The organism is Nocardia sp. bgisy134 (assembly GCF_965341865.1).
Lineage (GTDB): Bacteria > Actinomycetota > Actinomycetes > Mycobacteriales > Mycobacteriaceae > Nocardia.
In genome coordinates this window covers 51,417-70,393 of sequence record NZ_CBDQZP010000018.1, presented here as the reverse complement: position 1 = coordinate 70,393, position 18,977 = coordinate 51,417, and the positions used below count along the sequence as shown (strand labels likewise).

The following is an 18,977-nucleotide window of genomic DNA, read 5'->3' as shown; positions in this document are numbered from 1 at the left end:
GGAAACATCGTCACGGACCGCGTCCGCGTGCTGCAGGGTCCGAGCTTTCCCGGCCGGGGTGTCATCGCCTGGTGGTGTGCCATCGAGTTCACTCGTCCTGGTCGTTTCCGGCCACGCCATGACGCCAGTAGCCGGTGATCAGGCAATCCTGCGGGTCGAGGCCGAGCTCGATCCGCACCCATCGACGGAGGGGCCTGATCGCGCCGGATTCTCCGGCGATCCAGATATAGACCCGCTGATCGGACTCTATTTCGACACTGCGGACCAGCTTCTCGAAGGTGCCGTCGGCCCCTGGCCCCGAGTGGCCGCGGTGCACCCAGCGGACTTCGAGATCGTCGGGTGCCTCCAGCGGGACCTGTTCACTACGATGCGCGACTTCGATGAATGCCCAGCCAGAAGCCTCTCGCGGCAGCCACTCCAGCCAGCGGGCGATGGCAGGCAACGCGGTGATATCGCCGGCGAGCAGGTACTTGTCGTATGTCTTGGGCACCACGAGACCGCCGACGGGGCCGGCGATATGCACGCGGGCGCCAGGTTCGGTTCGCAGCGCCCATTCCGAGGCCAGGCCTCCAGGATGAACTGCGACATCGATGTCCATCTCGCGAGAGACTGCGTCGAACCGGCGCACCGTGTAGTCGCGCGTCACCGGTCGTGGGGTGCCCCAGTGCAAGACGAGGCCGTCCTTGCGGGGTAGGTGCAGGACGCCTTCCTCGTCAGGAAACACCAGGCGCACATGCTCATCGGGCACGTAGCTGTGGAATCCGTCGAGTTCCTCGCCACCGAAGGTGATACGTATCAGGCCCGAGCCCACGGGCGCGGTGCGGAGCACCTCCACTGTGCACAATCCGATCGGATAGCCGACCTTCGCACCGTGCGTACCCGAGAGCACCTCGGCGATACGCTCGGCATAGGCAGCACGATCCATCAGGGATTCTCCTCTTTCGATTACGGCGTGCCAGACCGGGAAGCCGCGTTGCTCCCTCGGCCCGACGGCAACCGCGCGAACAGAACGCCGGTCAGCGCGTGGTGTACCTGGTTCGACCGGCACGATCCGGGTGATCCGTCGCCGGGGACGAACGAAATCGGGTCGGAACCGGCTACGGCACCGCGACCACTCGATTCCTGGTCATCGCAGTACATGGCGCACAAACACTTCAACGAGGTGACACGCCTAGCTGCACGGTTTCGCCAACTTGCGGGCCGGCTTCGGTCGAACCCGCAGTTCGCTAGCAGCAAATACACAGTTCGAGACACAGCGGCCACCGTCGGCGGAGAACCGATCCCCCGTTCGGTGTCAGAATTTGACGTACCCAGCACACAAGGAACAACTGAATGCTCCAAATGATGCTTCCAGATCTTGGAAATCGACTGCGACACTCTGTCGATCAGCGAAGTGGCTCAATCAGCATTAATACTGCTGAGAGAATCCGAGATCGTTCTCTCCCTCCCCCCAATATGTTCAGTCGATAGGGCGAACGGACACGATACTAGGAGTCGCCTCTCTTGTCTGTCAACCTGTCCGAACGGCTAGTCGACAGCTCAAGTGATCGCGATCACACAGGGTGTTGTGACCGGCATATCTGGCATACTCTCGTTCGGAGGCATTCGAACTTTGAACGTTCAAGTGCGTGCTGCGATTCAAGTGGCCTGGGGAGTCTTACTGCATCAACCGAACCCGCGGCGTTGTGTCGTGGAAAGGAGTGGGGAGGTGTCCGCAAGTGTGGGCAGAAACTTCTGGTGAACAACTCGGGTACGCAGTGCGGCATTGTCGTGATTAGGCCGGTACGGCGCGCCTGAGAGTAAGCACCGTATTGAATTTGCATCGGGGAGATCTTTCGAATTAGCCGACGAGTCGGACCCTTAGCCGGTATCTGCACGGCTGCCGCCTGGCGACCGGGTCGGATGTGGCGAGAGCGCGACAGTCGAACAGGAGGGGAAATGACACGTACTAATCGACCGGCGAGTACGAACTTCGGTGGGTTGGAAATCATCAGCCAGACCGATTGCTACACAGTTTTTCAACACCCTGATCATCGTCCGGCTGCCGAGGCTTTGCATGCAGTCGAAACGGCGTTGCAGCTGGGAAGTCCCTATATTCCGGAGTTGTATCGCATCCATGCACCTGATTCACCGGGAAACAACCAGTACGTCGACATCAAAACGGAGAAGTCGAAAGAAAACACTCACCCGGCCTTCTCCAGACCTCTTGCCCAGCCGTGGCACGTCGACGCGCTCCTCGAGCCGATCGGCGTAGTGAACACCACGCTCCTGCACTGCATCAGCCCGGCCGAGGAAGGCGGCGAAACAGTCGTCGCGGATATCTCCTCGATCTTTCTCTCTTTGGCCGACGAGCACCCCGAGGCCGCGAAACTGCTCACCGCGAATCACATCCTGGCGAAACGGGCGACGTTGGAGGGAATCAGCGCGGAGAGCATCGGGCCTGCTTTTGCGTACCGCCCTGGCTTTCAACGGCCTGTGATCACGCGATATGGCCAGGCAGGAACCGATGTATGGTGCCCTCGTGATTTCGCGGAGAGCGAGCTGCTCCAGGTCGGTCTCAAAGTTATCGAAGACAAGCTCGAGATGCCGTCGCTGAGCACGAGGATCCGGCTGAGCGCCGGACAGACGCTGGTGTTGAGAAATTCGTCGTGCGTGCATCGCCGCACCGAATACCGCGACAACCACCATGCGGGCCGACACCTTGTGCGAGCTATGTATGCCGAAGAGTACTAAGCCCCGACGGACAGCAGCGTTCTAAAAATGCCACCTACGGTAGTTAACATAGTCGTCGCCGCGGCCGGGAAGGGAACACGGTTCGGTGCCAGGTACCCCAAGGAGCTTCACCTGCTGCCGACCGGGCATGCGGTGATCGACCGGGTCTTGGAACCCTGGCTGAAGGCAATTTCCGGGGAGGAATTCTCGGCACGCGTGATAATCATCGGAGATGAAAGCAGGGCTGCTACTCTCGTCCACGTTGCCGGCCGATATCCGATAGTGCCGGTCGGATTGTGCCTCCAGGGGGCCGACACGCAGAACCCGAACGTGAACGTGCTTGCAGCGGCGCGCCGGTGGATCGACCGTGGAGTGGTCGTCTATCTGCTCGCAGATCAGATACTGACTGCCGACGGCTCCGTCCTCGTGGACTCAGTGAAACAGGTCCAGAACGACGGGATCGCAATTCTGGCCGCAGGTATACCGCCGAGCGCCCGCCATGCCGAGGGATGCCTTGAGCTCGATGCCGCCAACGAGCAGGTGGTCACGCACAAGGAGAAACCACCTGCGGACGATGAGCGATTTCACCATGCCTGGGCGGCGCTCGTGGCCAACGCGAACCAGCTCGACCGACTCGTCGACGGTTTTCGCCACCAACACGACAATCCGTGGCGGACATCGAGGGTGCTTCATGTCCAGGGTTATGTGAACATCAATACTATTGACGATCTGCAGGCGGTACGATGACCGAACAAAAATTAGTAGTCTTCGACGTCTGCGACTACGACCTCGGTTCCGTCTCCGGGATCACGAGGCGCGCGGTGGAAATGGGGCGATCCCTAACAGGAGAATATGTTTCGATCGTGATCGACTCTCTGGGAAGAATGATCGGCTGCAGTCCTGCCGGGAATGAAATGATCGCGCGCCTGAGAAATGCTGCGGACGCTGAATCGAGAGTCCTGTACGAGCACGTTCTTCGGTCCGCGGATCTTGTGGTGATGTACGACTTCGCTCAACAGAGAAGCATCGAGATCGTCCGCAATCTGGACACGCCGATTATCGCGGAGATCGCGCCCCCGATCGAGCACCTTCTCTATGACGCAGACAAAACATCGAGCGAACGTGTCGCGCAGCACCATAAATACGTGCAAATATTCAATACGCTGGTTCGTGAAGCAGATTTCTTCCTTGCTCGATCCGATATAGAGAAGGCCGTGTTGGCGGGTGTGCTGGTGTCCGCCGGCCGTGTTGACGTGATCGACGGTGACACGGCACGGTTCCGGGACCTGATCGGCATGGTGCCGATCGGATACACCGGCGGCGAAACAGGCCGGAATCGACGCTGGTCGGAGGACGGCACGGCGGTACCCGTGACGAAACCAGCAATCGTCTGGAACGGTGGTCTCTGGCCGTATATGAATTGGAAAGTCGTACTCGAAGCAATAGCGCATGTCGATTCTCGAACACGCGAGGAGCTCCTGGTGGCTTTCCCGGATGTTCGATCCGTGCAACCCGACCATGACGAGGGCTCCGGAGACCTGCAGTCGAACGAAGTGCTCGAATATGCGCGCACGATCGGTGTAGAGCAGAACGTGGTGCTCTACCGCCTCCGCATCGAATCCGGCAATCAAACGATCGGCAAGGACGATCAGGTCTTTACCAGCACCGACGACAACACGCACGTACGCCCACGCGGATACGTCTGTATCGGCCGCGACGGTATCGAGAACGACACCTGTGTCCGCCTTCGTGTCCGGGAACCACGCGCATTCGGGCTTCCGATGATCATCGACGGCGGAAACCCTACCTGCGACGAGCTTGACCGCGATGGCTTGGCGATCCCGGTCGATCGCCGATCCGCCGAATCTGTCGCCGCGGGACTCACCCGGGCATGGACCTGTAGACAGTTGATTCAATCCGAGCGCCTGGAGAAGTACAACTATCGAAATAGCAATACCGCATTTGTTGCCGCGATCGAGTATCTGCTCGCACACCGAGACGCTCCCGGTGCCGTGCACGACACAGTGGAAGGAATTGGATAGATGCGCAACGCGGGTGCTCCGCGGTTCATCCGCCCATGGTCGAAGGCTGGCGAAGCAGCTCCAATCGTTCATCGCGCTCTCGGAAACACCGTTGAGTTACACGGAGACGGAAATGCCAAATTTGACGGCAACTCGGGGGCAATGAGCAGCGTCCTAGGCGCTCACAACGCGAGGGTAAGCGCAAGCATTACCGATCAGCTCAATGTGCTCGCATCCTACGATGCGAGCACCTTCAGCAATCCGAATGCCGAGCGTCTGGCGCGCTCGCTGATCGAGCGCACCGGGAGCTGGGGCGGCGCCGCCTACCTGGCGAACAGCGGGAGCGAGGCGAACGAGGCCGCGATCGGGATGGCGACTCAGATCCAGGAGGCCCGCGGGCGCGCTCACGTGCCGATCGCGGTGCTCAGTCACGGCTACCACGGCAGCACCTCGTTGCTTCGCTACTTGTCCATGGGCGGACAGTTCGCGCCCAAAGCACTCGGGCTGGATGTGGAGGTCCGCTACATCGACTGTGCGCCGTGGATGTACACCGTTGACGACCACATGACCTACGCCCGTGCCTTCCGGCGGTCAGTGGCAGACGCGATCAGTGGCCGTTCCCACGGCGGTGAACCGGCAGGGATCGTGATAATCGAGCCGTGGCTCAACGTCGCGGGTGGGTACACACTGCCGCTGGGCACCCTCAGTACCGCCGAAGAGAGCTGCCGAGACCAGGGTGCGATCCTGATCGCCGACGAGGTCTTCACCGGATTCGGACGTCGGGGAGCGCTGTCCTCCGCGTTGGTCGACGGGATCGATCCTGACTTCATCACCCTGAGCAAGGGGCTGACCAACGGCACCGTGCCGCTGAGCGCCACCTTGACGAGTCACCCGATCGCCGACGAGCTGGCGCGCCTCCCTCGAGTGTTCGCCGGACACACGATGTCGGGCAACGCACTCGCCGCCGAGGCCGCAATCGCCTCTCTGGCAGAGTTCGACGACAACGGTGTGTGGTCCCGTGTCAGGCGGGCTGCTCAAGTCGTTGCGGATGCCAGTCAGGCGTTCACCGACCAGGGCGTCCGGCACCACACTTTCGGCTCCTGCGTCTCGGTGCATTTGAACACCGACGCCGATGCCGTCACTCTGTCGCGCTTCTGTTCCGACGAGGGCGTGATCGTTCGAAGGCAGTCGAACTCGGTGATGTTGATTCCGGCACTGACATCGGCCGACAGCGACCTGCTCGCGGCGATCGGGGTCATCGCGGCCGGTGCCGCCGAGATCGCAGGCAGCCGTGCAGTTTTCGCAGACGAGAGACGGTGAGGCGGCCGTGCAGGATCGAATTGCTGTCGCAGCAATCGAGAAGATGTTCGACCAGCGACGACTGTCCGTTGACGAGGTGCGCAGCTCGGTTGCCGGATTCATGGACGGCACCGTGTCGGACCTCACGATTGCGACATGGCTGGGTGCCTTCGCGGCCCGCGACGTGGACTTCGATGAGGTGAAGTCACTCACGGACGCCTACATCGCGTCCGGGCGGCAGGTGGAACCGGCACGTCGTGCCGGAGACGGACCCGTACCCGTCGACAAGCACAGCAGCGGCGGCGTCGGAGACAAAGTGTCGCTGACAGCGCTGCCCATCATCGCGGCGATGGGCATCCCAGTGCTGAAGCTCAGCGGGGGAGCACTCGGCTTGGCAGGAGGTACCGCCGATAAACTGGCCAGTATTCCAGGATTCAGAGTGCAACTGGGGCATTCCGAGCTTGAGAACGTTCTCGCCCGAACCAACCTCGTCATCGGCAGCCAGACGGCGGATCTGTGTCCCGGTGACTCGGCCACCTACCGCGTACGGGACCTGTGTGGCGCCGTCAAATCTGCCGCTCTGATCGCGGCGAGCATCGTGTCGAAGAAGGTCGCCGCGGGATCCACCCGAGTCGTCTACCACATCAAATGGGGCGCGGCCGGGCTGGTGAGTGACGAAGGCTCCGCGCGGGGACTGGGTGAGTTGATCGACGCTCTGTCCCGGGCGTACGGGATCAACTCGAAGATCGTCTACTCCGCCATAGATTCGCCCGCGGGATACTGTGTCGGGAACCTGCTCGAGGTACTCGAGGCGCGACGATTTCTCAGCGGCTACTCGACGCATCCCACTCTGCTCGAAGAGGTCTATTCGGTGTGCCGGGCCTTGCTGGAGGTGGCGTCGCTCGATCCAGTAGATGCGGATCGCAAGATCACGACGGCAATCGAAAATGGCGACGCGGTCGCAACTTTCAACAGGTGGCTGTCGGAACAGGGTGCGGACAGAGAATTCGTCGACGACCCGGAGTTCTACTTCTCATCGCTACAGCCGGAGCGCCGGCCAGTGCGCGCAAAGAAATCTGGAATGGTCGCACGCATCGATCCGGTGGGAATAGCCGAGATCGCGGCGACGCTGGGGTCCGCCAAGAAAGCAATTGACGATTGCATCGACCCGGTGGCTGGAATCGAGCTCAAGGTCGAAGTGGGGTCCGTGGTGTCGGCAGGCGACGTCATCGCTACGCTGTGGTCCGGGAATCCCATCAGTGAACACCTGGAGTTGCTGTCAAGTAACTCCATCGTACTAGCTGCTTATTGAATGCCGCCCGAGAGACGGGCTGGTCGAACAAGTGAAAGGAAGTAATGAACCAAATAACTGGTCCAGATGCCACGACCGCGGAATCCGCCACCGTGGTGTGGCTGAACGGCGCGTTTGGTGCCGGGAAGACCACCGTTTCCAACAGGCTTGCCGACACGTTCGCGGACTCGGTGACGGTTGATCCCGAAGAAGTGGGATCCATTCTGCGTTCCTCCCTGCAGAAAACTTGCCCGCGAAGAGACTTTCAGGACTGGAAAGCATGGCGGCGCGTATCAGTGGAGCTCATCGCTTCGATCGCCACCGAGGTTCCCGGCTCCTTGATCGTGGTCCCTCAGACCATTCTGGTCGAGAAGTACTGGGAGGAAATCAGCAACGGACTCTCGCCGAGGGTTCGGCTGCTTCCGATTTCCCTGCACGTCGAACCGGATGTGCACAGCCGGCGGGTGCGCGCGGACCAGGAAGAACCGGATGCACTTCGCTGGCGGTTGCACCGCTACAGCGACTATCAGCAGGCCGACTGGATCTCGCGTCATTTCAACATTGTCGACAACAATATCGAGAGCATCGACCTGACGGTGGACTCGGTGGCGAAGCTGATACAAGCCTGAGGTATCGACTGTCGATCTGCTGACAAGGTGTCTTGAAGGGGGGAGTTTGACTCATGAGCAATCCGGTAATTCGACTGACCGCGGCGCAGGAAGCAATTTGGAATGCGATACAGCTTTCCGATGATCCTGGCGTATGGGTGGTTTGCGAACTGTCAATCTACGAGGCAAGCGCCTCGGACGTCGCCGATGCAGCGAGACGTGTGGTCGGGCAAGTACCGATCCTGTATACACGAGTCCATTACGGCGCCGGCGAACACGCGGGCCGGATCGTTCAGACGCGAAAACACGATCCGTCAGATCGTGTCGTTGTCGTGTCTGGTGTCGACATTTGCTCGACATCCGATGCGATCGACGCAGCGAGAACAATTCTGGACCAGAATGCACCGTCTATGGCTGCAACCATCGACGTTCCACTGTTCTCGATTGCGGTGATTCCTCTCGGCGCGGACAAAGCAGCTTGCGTCCAGATGTACAACCATATTGTAATCGATGGTTTCGGTGCGAGTCTGATTCAGGAGCGGATCGAACGGGAGCTCGCGAGCGAGCGCGCGCCCGATAGTGTTCGCACGTACGATCCGTACGATCCGAATCAAAGTATTCCCGACGAGCTCGTTGCCGAGGAGAAGTATCGGTCCTCGGAAAACTATGACCACGACTGGGAGTTCTGGCGGAACGCGCTCGATGTCGAGGTCGAATACCCATATGGGAGCGGTCGGGAAGTCCAGCTCGATGAACTTTCGGATTCTCATGTCCTCGACCAGTCACTCATGGATTCGCTGACACTGACAGCGACGACCGTAGGATGCCACCGGATCGAGGTTCTGACCGGACTCTACGCGGGGTTCGTCGGCTATCGACTCGGCGTCGACAAAGTCACCTTCGCGATGCCGTTCAGCAACCGCGTCAGGTTTCCGACACTGGCAGCCGTGCCCTGCATGCTGGTGAATGTTCTACCGATCCAGATCGCCACCGGCAAAGGGACCGACACCCTCTATAGCCTCGCAACCCGGACCGCCACAGTGCTCCGTGAGGTCGGCAAGCACTCGAGGTTCCGCGGAGAGGAACTCGTTGCACGAGTCGATGGCGCCGACGGCCGGCTGCTGGCGGGCATCGGGATCAACATCAGGACCTTCTTCGGTTCGACGTCGAGCACCCATCGTGTGTCGATCGCGACCGGTCCTCGGGAGCCCGGAGGACTGCAGATCGATCTCGGACCCGCTGGCGAGCTGACCTTGACTCTGCCGCGCGCCACAGCTCACGAGCCCGGAGAGCCGATCCTGGCCCTGGATGACTTCGTGTCCTTCTGCCGAAACTGGCTGGCGTCTCCAGAACTTGCTTTGCGAGAGGTTCCGCTCTACGCCGCGGCGCAATGGGAGGCCATCGCGGCTCCCCGCACGACGGCGCGCGTTGCGCTCGACCGAGTTCTGCGAGGTTACCTGATCGAGCGAATGCCGCACGCACCGACAGTGACGTTTCATGAGGAATCGAGAGCAGTCCGATCGCTACCGACCGCCGACTTGTTTGCACACGTCCAGTCCAGGCGCGGGTACCTCGAGTTGGCGATCAAAGACTGCGAGCTGACAGCCGTTGTCGCCGGCCGCGGGCTCGAAACCCTGGTCACCATTCTGGCCATGCTCCAGGCGCGACGTCCGTTCACTCTGATCGACCAAGAGCATCCGCCGGCCCGGATCCGACAGATCCTCGAGCTGGCAAGACCGAAGTACATCGTCCGCACAGACTCGGACGCGAAGCTCCCCGTGCCCGCAGACAGCGTCGGCGGTGACGGGCCAGATGATTTCGTCGAGGTGTTCACTGTGGAGGACGCCGATCCGCGGCCGGCTGTACCGAGTGAGCACACTATCGACTGGGCTGACATTGCGTACGTCATCTTCACCTCGGGAAGCACCGGCGTGCCCAAGGGCGTAGCCGTGGGCCGCAGCGCGCTCGAGCGGTTCCTGAGCACTCAGATTTCCACGCTCCACAACCCCGGATTCTGTGACACCAGGCGCACTGCAGTTCCGCGCCGCGCCGCCATCACCGCGTCATTCGGATTCGACGCCTTCTACGAGCAGCTGTGCTTTCTGCTCGTGGGCTACGACACCCACGTCTATTCCGAGGCACAGCGGCGAGACCCCGAGGAACTGGCATTCCGTCTCGCTGCCGATCAAATCGAGGTCATCGATCTGACGCCGTCTCATGCGCAGGCGCTGCTGACTGCAGGACTGTGGACACACACCCAGCCTGGCCCAACCACAGTACTGCTCGGTGGCGAAGCGGTGCCCCTGTCGCTGTGGCAGCGACTCCGGCGGCATACCGACGTTCTCGCGAACACCTACGGTCCCACCGAGAACACGGTCGACACCGCAATCTTCTATGAATTCCCAGCCGCGGCCGGGAAGACACCAGCGGGCCAGGACACTGGGCTGTCGGCACCGATCGGGAGGCTTCTGCCAGGGGTCGCCGGACTGGTCGTCAATGAGCTCGGTATTCCGGTTCGGCCGGGCGACGTCGGTGAACTGGTTGTTTACGGCGACCAATTGATGACGGGTTACCTCTCGGGCGGCCGCACCATCGACCCGACGCTGCGGCAGGTCGTCAACGAAGTCGGCGCCCTCGCGGTCTATGCCACCGGCGATCTGGTCTGGATCGATGACGCCCACGGGCTGGTGTTCGCAAGCCGCAACGACCGGCAGGTCCAGATCCGCGGGAACAGAGTCGACCTCGCTGAGGTAGAGAAATCACTGTTGGCGCTTTCGTGTATCCACCATTGCTCGGCCCGCGTCTCCACCGACGGCAGGCTCGAAGCCGTCGTGGTCCTGGTCGTCGATGACTCCACTGATGTCTCAGAAATACGGAGGCAACTCGGCGAACGCGTCCCGGCGAGCCACGTGCCCGCCCGGCTGACGACGGTGGATTCGCTCGAATATAACGTCAACGGCAAGGTCGACTGGGATGCGGTCTGGTCGCAGGTGGCGATCCACGCAGCACAGCTCGATGCCTTTGACGATTCACTGTCCGATGACCTCGTCGGCGGCCCCGGCCACGAGGTGCTGGCCGAGACCGTGCGAGAGGTTGTGGCCGACCACTTCACTGGGTCCCTCCTGGCGGCGAGCTTTCTTGAGCTCGGCGGCGACAGCCTGTCGACCATCGACGTCGTCGCCCGGATGCATGTCCGGGGCTGGCGGGTGGCAGCAGCAGACCTGCGCGGCAGTGCACGCCTGATCGACGTCACCGTGACGCATCTCGGAGGAGATCCGAACGCTCGCCACGACCACGGGCTACGGGTCAGCGAAGCCGAGTGGATAGCGGGCGGCGCAGACCTGTCCGTCGAGCTTCCACCGATCGCGATCGCGGCGTGGGAAGCGGCCGGGCGAGACCTCGAGAAGCTCCTTCGGTTCTGCTACTCGCAGGTCTACTCGATTCAGGCCAGCCCCGGCGAGGTGAGGCGCCGGCTCGCTGCGCTGCGTCATGCACATCCGCTCTTGGCCGCCAAGGTGGTGTCCCCGGACGAGTCGGACAGCGACGCCGCCCCCGCGCTGACGTTCACGGTCACGGCAGAGGACTCGCGCGCAGAGGAGTCCGCCCTGCGCGTACTGGAGTTTCCGGCTGGGACCGCCACCGATTACGTCCTCGAGCAAGTCTGGGCACGGGAGAACTCCGAGCGCGAAGTGTTCGCCGCGGGTGTCGTGCCGCGCCCGGACGGCGGAGCAGATGTCGTCCTCGTCGTATCGCATCTGGTCATGGATCCGGTGTCCTGGCGAATCGTCGAGAGCGCGGTTGTGGCAGGTGAAGGGCCGACCACCAGCACGGGCGCGCCTGTGCGCGAGATCGACTGGTACGCACGTTCGAAGACGCTGGACCAGGAGTTCGGTCGAGGCAGGCGGGGCGGGGCAACTACACGCGCAGAACGCGAGCGGCACGGGCGCTTCGTGCACACCAGCCATCGATTGGACTTCGAGAACGGCCTCGTGTTCGTCGCGAACAGTTGGTACGCCGACCTGCTCGGCGGTGACCTGCTCGACATCGTCGTGGTTGCTGTGGTTCGCGCGCTGGAGAGCCGAGCAGCCGGCGCCGAGCACTTTCTGCCCACCGGCGAGATCCTGCTCGAAGGTCACGGCCGGACAGGGATTCCCCGTCTGGGGCTTCCCGACGAGACCGGAATCGGCTGGTACGCAGTCGAGTGGCCGGTCGCAGTCGACGGGATCATGTCAGCGGCTCCCACGCCCTGGGACCTGAACGTGTGGCATTCCTCGATATCTGCCATCAAGATCCGTCGGGCGTCCACACCCATCGAGAAGAGCGTGGAGTGGGGCTATCGCCTCGGCACGACGACGGGCGAACCGCACAGACCGCGCGTTCTGCTGAACTTCCTCGGAGTGCAAGGCTCGGACGACCAGGCCGCACCGGCGCTGCCCCGCGTGCTCGGTGAGGACAGCGTGACAAACGAATGCATCACCTTGAACTGTTGGTTCGAGAGAGCCGGTCAGCGTTCCTCGTTCCGGGTCGACGTCACCGCGTGTGAATGCCACGCCGGAACCGACCCCGATTGGCTTCTCGGAGCAATCGAGAAGACTCTGGCAGAACTCTCGGAAATGGTCTCACAATTTGATCGCGAGTGTGCTCTATGAGCACCGTAAATGCCGAATGTGTTGACGTATACAAGAAAGTGAGAGCCGGTGTCGATTCCGACTCCGGCCAAATCGGACAGGGGCGATGCCTGGTTGATCCCAGTGATGACTCACTTCTGATACTCGGGCAATGCCTGGGTGAGGAGTGGTACCGATCCAGACTGGTCGACTACAGCGGTGCATGGCAGGATCAGGAGCGGGCGGTGGTCGCACACGCACTCTCCAGGATCTGGGAGGTTGAAGTCGCACCCTCCAACGTCCGATTCACCGAGGGAGCGACCGAGGGGGTCAGCCTTGTCCTCGAATTCCTCGCTGCGAACGGATTCAGCGTGGCACTCCCGCTGCCTTCTTACTACATCTTCGAGCAATCGCGTGCCGTGAACGGTATGCCGGTAGCTCTCTACTACAACGAAAACGGGAACACCTTTCCGATCCCCGACGAAACACCAGACCCCATCGCGTTGGTCTCGGTAACGCCGAACGGCGTCTCGGGAAGAATGTTCCAGGAGCCGGACATTGATCCCGGATACTCCGTTTTCGATACCGCCTTCCAGATCGGTCACCGAGCCCACGATCTTCCATTGATGACCCTCGGTGAAAAACTGAGAAATACGGATCTCGAGCGTTGTGTCGTCACGTTCACGGCCAGCAAGGATCTGTCGTTGCCCGGCCTGCGGCCCGGAGTCGTGGTCTCCTGGGACGATCGACTCATCGAGAGCATCGATCAGAGCCGATTTGCGCGATCCTACTGCCTCAATCCGCATGGGTCTCTCGTATCGACCTCGTACGTGCTCGCCGTCGGAAACTACAGCCGAGACGGCGGCGAGGAAGATGCCTTCGCCGATGTCGGCTGGGTCGCTGCCCACGTAGGTGCCGGTGCCGGCCATGCAATTTCCTCACTCTCGGAATCGATGATCGCGCATTTCGGCACCCTGATGAACGGACTGGCATCGGGCTGGGACGTGATCGAACACTCGTGGATCGCAGACGAATGCGATCTAACGAAGATCGAGCCCTACGCCGGATACTCGACCCATGTGCCCGTCGGCCGCACGATTGGCTACGAGAACCTCGTCGCGGCTTGCAACAGCGTCGGTCGCAACTTCCGGCTGAAACTGAACCCGACCCTGATGTTCGGCGGAAACGAGGCCGCCTGGAACGGACTGTACCCGCATGGGGCCGGAGTCCGGGTCAACATCTCTGAGTCTCCTGCTTGCCTCGAACGAGCGCTCCGAACCGTGAAGGCCGGTCTGGATTCGATCTCCAGAGGAGGGAAGCGCTGTGCCTAAGTACCCGATCGTGGCAGAGTCGTTGTCCACCGTTTCCAGATTCGACTGGGCATCGAACAACGTCGACGCGGGCATGCTCCTCGAAGCGGTCGCCTCCGCCGGCATCGATGCGACCGACTCGGCGCTGGTCTACAACGCGATCGACATCGAAGCATCGGTCCGACGGTACCGTGACGCGGTAGGGGAGCACGGCGTCGGATTCGCCGTCAAGGCGAACCGTACGCCATCGGTCCTCAGCCACTTGGCGACGGTTGTCGACTTTGCCTCGGTTTCGAGCGTCGCGGAGCACGCGTCCGCGGAGGCGGCTGGCTTCACGGAGTTCAGATTCGTCTTTCCCGGCGATTCGGAGGAGCTCCGCCGGGTCGTAGGCGAGACATCCGACGGGGTCGTATTCTGCAATTCAATTCCCCAGTTCAAAGAATATGCGGGTCGTGCGAAATCTGTCGGATTGCGGTTGCGTACGGGCCCGGTGAGCAGGTTCGGTGTCGATGTCGGACAGCTGTCCACGCTCAGTGTTCGTGAGAGAGGAAGTGTCGGCCACATACTGGGTCATGTCGCTGACGTGCGCGATATCGTCCAACTCCGCGAACTGATCGGCCTTCTTCGTGACGCGACCCGATATCTCCCGAATGTCGAAACGGCGAGCCTTGGAGGCGGGATGACCGCCCTCTTCCGAAACGTTGGTGCCGACCGGGTACGACAGGTTCTGTCCACCGAGCTTTTGCCGTACGTTCAGGCTGTCGAGCTCGAACCGGGCGCCGATGTCGTAATGGGTTCAGGGTACGTCGTGTGCACTGTGGTGACTGTTTCCAGAAATGCTTCCTTTCAAGAAGTCACCGTGGATGCATCCGTTTTCTCGCTGAACACCTGGACCGACATTGAATTCATCGGCTGTCACTTCATAGGTGGCGCTGACCGTCGCCGGGGCGGCCCCACCCGGATATCGGGGCCGACATGTTACGAGGGTGATGTGTGGTTGATTTCCGAGGAAGCGCAGGAGTTCGCTGTCGGCGATCGCCTCGTCTTCCGAGGTTTCGGCGCATATTCAGCCGGCATGTTCCGGCCTATTCATGGCCTTCAGTACCCGGTTGAAGTACTTGTTTCTATAGCGAGCAACGAGGATTGTGGACATGATTACGAGGGTGCAAACGCTGCTTTCCGATCTATCCGTGGCGGAGCGTGGCTCGATAGTCAATCTCACGCCGAGTGAGAACAGGCTGAGTCCTCGGGCTGCGGCGCTTTTGGGGTCCGATTTGGCGAACAGGTACCATTTCGGAGCCGACTTGAACGGCACCGACGAGTTCCCCGCAGGTGCGCGGGCTGCTCGTCTGGTGGAGGCGGGCAGGGCCGCATTGGCGGAGTTGGGTCGATGCCAATTCGTCAACACCCGGCCCGTGTCGGGAATGTCGGCGATGCACCTGGTGCTGTACGCGATGGCGCGGCGGGGGTCTGGGACGATCTTGTATGTCGAGGAGACCAGCGGCGGTCATTACGCGACCGGCGAGATTGTCAAGATGTTCGGAGGCGTCCCTGTCCCGATCGGCTACGACGAATACGGTGTGTTCGATATTCGATCCGCCTTGTCACGCGTGGACCCGCGCTCTGTGGTGGGGGTATATCTGGACGTCCAGAACACTGTGGTGGAGCCGAGGTACTCGCAAGCGGTGGAGGAGTTGCGGGAGGGGGGTGTGGACGCGTGGGTCCACGTCGATTGCAGTCATACGCTCGGATTGATCCTCGGCGGTGCGCACAGCCGGCCGACAGTCGACGGGCCGCTCTCCTTCGGCGGATCGACCCACAAGACCTTCCCGGGCCCGCACAAGGGTTGCATCATGACCTCCGATGACGCGGTGAGCAAGGATCTCGATGGTGCACAGCCGTACATCCTGAGCAGTCACCATCTCGCCGCCGAAGCATCTCTGGCATTGTCGGCGTTGGAGTTTCAGTTCTACGGCGCGGAGTACGCCTCGCGGGTGTTGGAGAGTAGTCGAGCCCTCGCCGATGCCCTGACGGTCCGAGGTGTGGCGGTCGAGTCGGTGTCCCCTGGATGCGTCGGATCCCATCAGGTGTGGGTGGGCCCCGATGCACGCTGCACCAACACATGGTTCGAGGTCGCGGACATCCTCGCCTCCACGGGAATCTTCCTGAACGTGCAGAGGAGCCTTCCACGCGTGGGCGGGCCATCGCTGCGTCTGGGGACCGCGGAGATGGCGCTGCTCGGTGCCACCGCCGAAAGCATGAGCATCGTCGCGGACATGATCGCCTCAGTAAGCCGCGGTGAGCTCGGCGCTGCAGGCCCGGACTCCGCCGAGAGGCTGCGGGGATCGTTCGGTGCACCGCTATGGGACGGTGTGCCGGTTGGATAGCACGTTCGAGCACGTCCCGCTGCTGACCGAGGAACGGATCGAGTCGATCGCTGGATGGTTGCCGAATGTTGTGGAGCGCGCCAGCAGCTGGCTTCTCCACGGCGGCGAGCTTGCGTTCGACGAGGCCGCACTGCTGCTGAGGGCAGGCTTGGGCGCACGTGTGCATTCGGCGATCTGTCCAGACATGGACGAGGTCGCCGGTGATCGAGAGCTGAGGGCTCTGCTCGAGAACTGGGCAAAGCCGTTCGACGATCCGCGCCGCTGTTCCGTGGTTCGGGTGTCCCAGATCGGGGTGTGTCTCGGTCTCGTCGGCTGGCTGTCTGAGCTCGGTGTGGCGCACGCTGTCCAGCGTGAGGCTCTGTACGGCGAGTTTCATGGTTGCGGTGGCACCGGCGACCGGCCCTGGAGTCTGTACGGGCAGGAGTACTTCGCCGAACAGGCTGCTGGATACAACCGCCGCCGATTCCGCGGCGACGAGTTCTTCTCGGCTGTGAAGAGTGCACTCTCGGCGTCAGTGTCACCGTCGTCGGTTGTTGCCGATATTGGTTGTGGGACAGGGGCGCTGTCGGAGATTGCGGCGAATCTGGGCGCGAAAGTGATTGCGACGGATCTGTCCCGGGACATGTTGCGAGAGTTCGGTGTGTCGGCCACACACGATCGACAGATCTTGACGGTGCAGTCCTCATGCCTTCGGCTCCCAATGGTCGACGAAGCGGTCGACTGCGCGATCGAGCACGAAGTATTCTGCTTCGCTCCGAGTCCAGTCCGAGCTGCGCTGGAAGCTCTGCGCGTCGTCAAGGACGGCGGTGTTCTGCTCCGGTTGGTTTCCCGCGTGGGTTTGAACGAAGAACTCAAATGTGTCGAAGGCCTTTTTCACGACGCACTTCGAAGGATGGGTTACTTCGGGTTTCGTTTGTACGGCAAGGGAGCAGACGCCGCGATCGATGAGACCCTGCAGCGGCTCGGGATGGTGGTCAAGGGTGAACTGGTCGACACGTGGTCTGTAGCAGTTTCGCGTCAGGAGATCCTTTCCCGGTTGCAATCGGGATTCGTTCCCTACCTGGGTCGCGTACCGGCAGAGGTCCTGATACGCGCAGGTGACGTCGTGTCGGAACAGCTGTTGGCTGACCGGATCTGTCTCGATGAACCGCTAGTTTGCACTGTCTCGTTGGAGGCGTACAGCACTCGGCGACGTCTCTCGGTATCCCGCAATCGTTCGAAATGAGGACTGGAATGGCCATTCGTATCGAGGTTCCGCCGAGTCTGCAGTTGGAATCGAGACTTGCCACCGTCGCCAGCGGCGGCCGACGTCCGATTGCTCTGCGGTGGCATGCCAGTGGCGCGATACCGTTCTCGATGGATTTCGTTGCGGGGCTTTGCGCGGTGCTGCTGGCTCGGCACGACATTCTGCGGTTCCGATTCCAATCCGCAACGCGGGTGGAAGTACTGGACATGCAGTCTGCAGTGCAACAGATGCTCGCCCACTTCGTCGAGATCCGCGACGTCGACGACACAGATCCCGAGGCGCTGGCGAGAGATTCGAGTGTTTCCTTCGAACCGCTCGATTTGTCGCAGGGACTGGCGACGCTGGTTGTTGGTGTCGGCCGCTCCGGAACCATCGTCACGGTCATCGTCGCCGTCGACCACATCGCGATGGACGAAAGGTCCTTCGTCGGGCTCGACCAGAGCATGCGGGATATTCTGTCGGGTCCTCACATCCGACACGTCGAGACCCGCTACGACTATTTGGCCTACTGCCACGAGCAACGGCTGACCTTGGCGTCCGAGGAAGGCCAAGAGGCTGTCGCGCGGGCCGAACGCAGCATGGACACGCTCGGAGGCTACCCTCCACGGGTCGATGGCCTGCTGCGAGCTGATCGGTGCTCGATCGATCAGCCAACCCTGTCCGAGTGCGTGACGGCTGTGTCGTGGCGCTCGATGACGGCCGCTGCACGAAGCGAGCGAGTCAGCGTCTACTCGTTGTGCATGGCCTCGTTCTTCGATGCGTTGACGACGGTGTTCGACCGGCAGGTACCCGCGGTATGTGCGGCCGTTCACGGCAGGTCGAAGGTGCGATATGCCGATTCGTGCGGGTTGTTCAGTTTCGGTGTTCCCGTCACGGTGGTCGACCGCGACACCCGGCTCACGCCCAGCGAGCGACGTCGCATCGTCGATGCAGAATTCGCCACGATCGTGGAGGGCGCGCTGCCATTGGTCCAACTCGGGCGACGGTTCGATCTCGACTGGACGAACCCGTCAGCTGGGGCTGCGATCTATTTCGAAGTCCGACCGCTGCGGCGCGCGGAAGCCGGTGATGCGCACCGCGGTGAGTTCCTATTCGCCAAGGCCGGCGCCCGGCCGGGCATGGGTAACGACGTGTTCATCTCTGTCCGCGAGGACGAGGCCGGCACCGCGACAGCCACCGCTGAGTTCGACGCGGGCACCGTCGACCGAGCGCAGATCGAGCCGCTCTTGGCCTCGCTGTCGGATTCGTTGGCACTCGCCATGGACCATCGATAGCCGGTGCACGACCTGGGCATGCCGCAGCAGTGGACCGGTCCACCACGGTAATGTCGCGCTCGTCAAACATGCTGATGTGAATCTGCATGGGCGATTACCCTTTTCGAGCCCCGAACCCACCCGGTTCGGGGCTCGATCCATAGCCCGAAAGTCGCCGCGCTCGCAGCGTCTGTGCGGCGGCGCCGACCGGTTGCTTCTGGCGCGAGGAAGTGGGTGCGATGT

At 61.8% G+C, this 18,977-nt stretch carries 13 protein-coding genes; 12 read left to right on the top strand and 1 reads right to left on the bottom strand.

The genetic code is table 11. The annotated features are described in order from the left end of the window. Positions 1-88: 88 nt before the first annotated feature. The gene (locus ACRWNM_RS27675) at positions 89-1,048 is read right to left on the bottom strand and encodes a siderophore-interacting protein (protein ID WP_431971035.1); all 960 of its coding nucleotides are present in this window, start codon (positions 1,046-1,048) and stop codon (positions 89-91) included. A gap of 890 nt (positions 1,049-1,938) precedes the next feature. Between ACRWNM_RS27675 and ACRWNM_RS27670 the strand changes: the two genes are divergently transcribed. The 12 genes from ACRWNM_RS27670 to ACRWNM_RS27615 are packed head-to-tail and all read left to right on the top strand — an operon-like array spanning position 1,939 to position 18,755. After that, on the top strand, positions 1,939-2,733 hold the full coding sequence (locus ACRWNM_RS27670; RefSeq protein WP_431971034.1) for a TauD/TfdA family dioxygenase: 795 nt from the start codon (positions 1,939-1,941) through the stop codon (positions 2,731-2,733). Between the two features lie 27 nt (positions 2,734-2,760). Further along, positions 2,761-3,459: a hypothetical protein gene (locus ACRWNM_RS27665; RefSeq protein ID WP_431971033.1), complete on the top strand. Its 699-nt coding sequence runs from the start codon at positions 2,761-2,763 to the stop codon at positions 3,457-3,459. Beyond that, a complete protein-coding gene (locus tag ACRWNM_RS27660; protein WP_431971032.1) occupies positions 3,456-4,754 on the top strand; it encodes a hypothetical protein in 1,299 nt (432 codons plus the stop codon). The genes ACRWNM_RS27665 and ACRWNM_RS27660 overlap by 4 nt, the downstream gene beginning before the upstream one ends. Further along, positions 4,755-6,053 (top strand): aminotransferase class III-fold pyridoxal phosphate-dependent enzyme, encoded by a 1,299-nt coding sequence (locus ACRWNM_RS27655; RefSeq protein WP_431971031.1) that lies wholly within the window; start codon positions 4,755-4,757, stop codon positions 6,051-6,053. 7 nt (positions 6,054-6,060) lie between these two features. Further along, complete coding sequence (locus tag ACRWNM_RS27650; RefSeq protein WP_431971030.1) at positions 6,061-7,344, top strand: thymidine phosphorylase; 1,284 nt, start codon at positions 6,061-6,063, stop codon at positions 7,342-7,344. A 44-nt stretch (positions 7,345-7,388) separates the two neighbouring features. Continuing rightward, complete coding sequence (locus tag ACRWNM_RS27645) at positions 7,389-7,952, top strand: hypothetical protein (protein WP_431971029.1); 564 nt, start codon at positions 7,389-7,391, stop codon at positions 7,950-7,952. A 53-nt stretch (positions 7,953-8,005) separates the two neighbouring features. Next, on the top strand, positions 8,006-12,580 hold the full coding sequence (locus ACRWNM_RS27640; RefSeq protein ID WP_431971028.1) for an AMP-binding protein: 4,575 nt from the start codon (positions 8,006-8,008) through the stop codon (positions 12,578-12,580). Next, entirely contained in the window at positions 12,577-13,869 is a 1,293-nt protein-coding gene (locus tag ACRWNM_RS27635) for a hypothetical protein (protein ID WP_431971027.1), read from the top strand. The genes ACRWNM_RS27640 and ACRWNM_RS27635 overlap by 4 nt, the downstream gene beginning before the upstream one ends. After that, the gene (locus ACRWNM_RS27630) at positions 13,862-15,079 is read left to right on the top strand and encodes a hypothetical protein (protein ID WP_431971026.1); all 1,218 of its coding nucleotides are present in this window, start codon (positions 13,862-13,864) and stop codon (positions 15,077-15,079) included. The genes ACRWNM_RS27635 and ACRWNM_RS27630 overlap by 8 nt, the downstream gene beginning before the upstream one ends. After that, positions 15,000-16,235, top strand: coding sequence for a hypothetical protein (locus tag ACRWNM_RS27625; RefSeq protein ID WP_431971025.1), 1,236 nt, complete (start codon positions 15,000-15,002; stop codon positions 16,233-16,235). Before ACRWNM_RS27630 ends, ACRWNM_RS27625 begins: the two co-directional genes overlap by 80 nt. Then, positions 16,228-17,460, top strand: coding sequence for a class I SAM-dependent methyltransferase (locus ACRWNM_RS27620; protein ID WP_431971024.1), 1,233 nt, complete (start codon positions 16,228-16,230; stop codon positions 17,458-17,460). The genes ACRWNM_RS27625 and ACRWNM_RS27620 overlap by 8 nt, the downstream gene beginning before the upstream one ends. 8 nt (positions 17,461-17,468) lie before the next feature. Next, a complete protein-coding gene (locus ACRWNM_RS27615) occupies positions 17,469-18,755 on the top strand; it encodes a condensation domain-containing protein (protein ID WP_431971023.1) in 1,287 nt (428 codons plus the stop codon). Positions 18,756-18,977 lie beyond the last annotated feature (222 nt).

Bases quoted from the DNA above. Each gene is read 5' to 3' on its own strand.
- ACRWNM_RS27670 (WP_431971034.1), top strand. From the start codon at position 1,939: ATGACACGTACTAATCGACCGGCGAGTACGAACTTCGGTGGGTTGGAA.
- ACRWNM_RS27665 (WP_431971033.1), top strand. From the start codon at position 2,761: ATGCCACCTACGGTAGTTAACATAGTCGTCGCCGCGGCCGGGAAGGGA.
- ACRWNM_RS27660 (WP_431971032.1), top strand. From the start codon at position 3,456: ATGACCGAACAAAAATTAGTAGTCTTCGACGTCTGCGACTACGACCTC.
- ACRWNM_RS27655 (WP_431971031.1), top strand. From the start codon at position 4,755: ATGCGCAACGCGGGTGCTCCGCGGTTCATCCGCCCATGGTCGAAGGCT.
- ACRWNM_RS27645 (WP_431971029.1), top strand. From the start codon at position 7,389: ATGAACCAAATAACTGGTCCAGATGCCACGACCGCGGAATCCGCCACC.
- ACRWNM_RS27640 (WP_431971028.1), top strand. From the start codon at position 8,006: ATGAGCAATCCGGTAATTCGACTGACCGCGGCGCAGGAAGCAATTTGG.
- ACRWNM_RS27635 (WP_431971027.1), top strand. From the start codon at position 12,577: ATGAGCACCGTAAATGCCGAATGTGTTGACGTATACAAGAAAGTGAGA.
- ACRWNM_RS27625 (WP_431971025.1), top strand. From the start codon at position 15,000: ATGATTACGAGGGTGCAAACGCTGCTTTCCGATCTATCCGTGGCGGAG.
- ACRWNM_RS27615 (WP_431971023.1), top strand. From the start codon at position 17,469: ATGGCCATTCGTATCGAGGTTCCGCCGAGTCTGCAGTTGGAATCGAGA.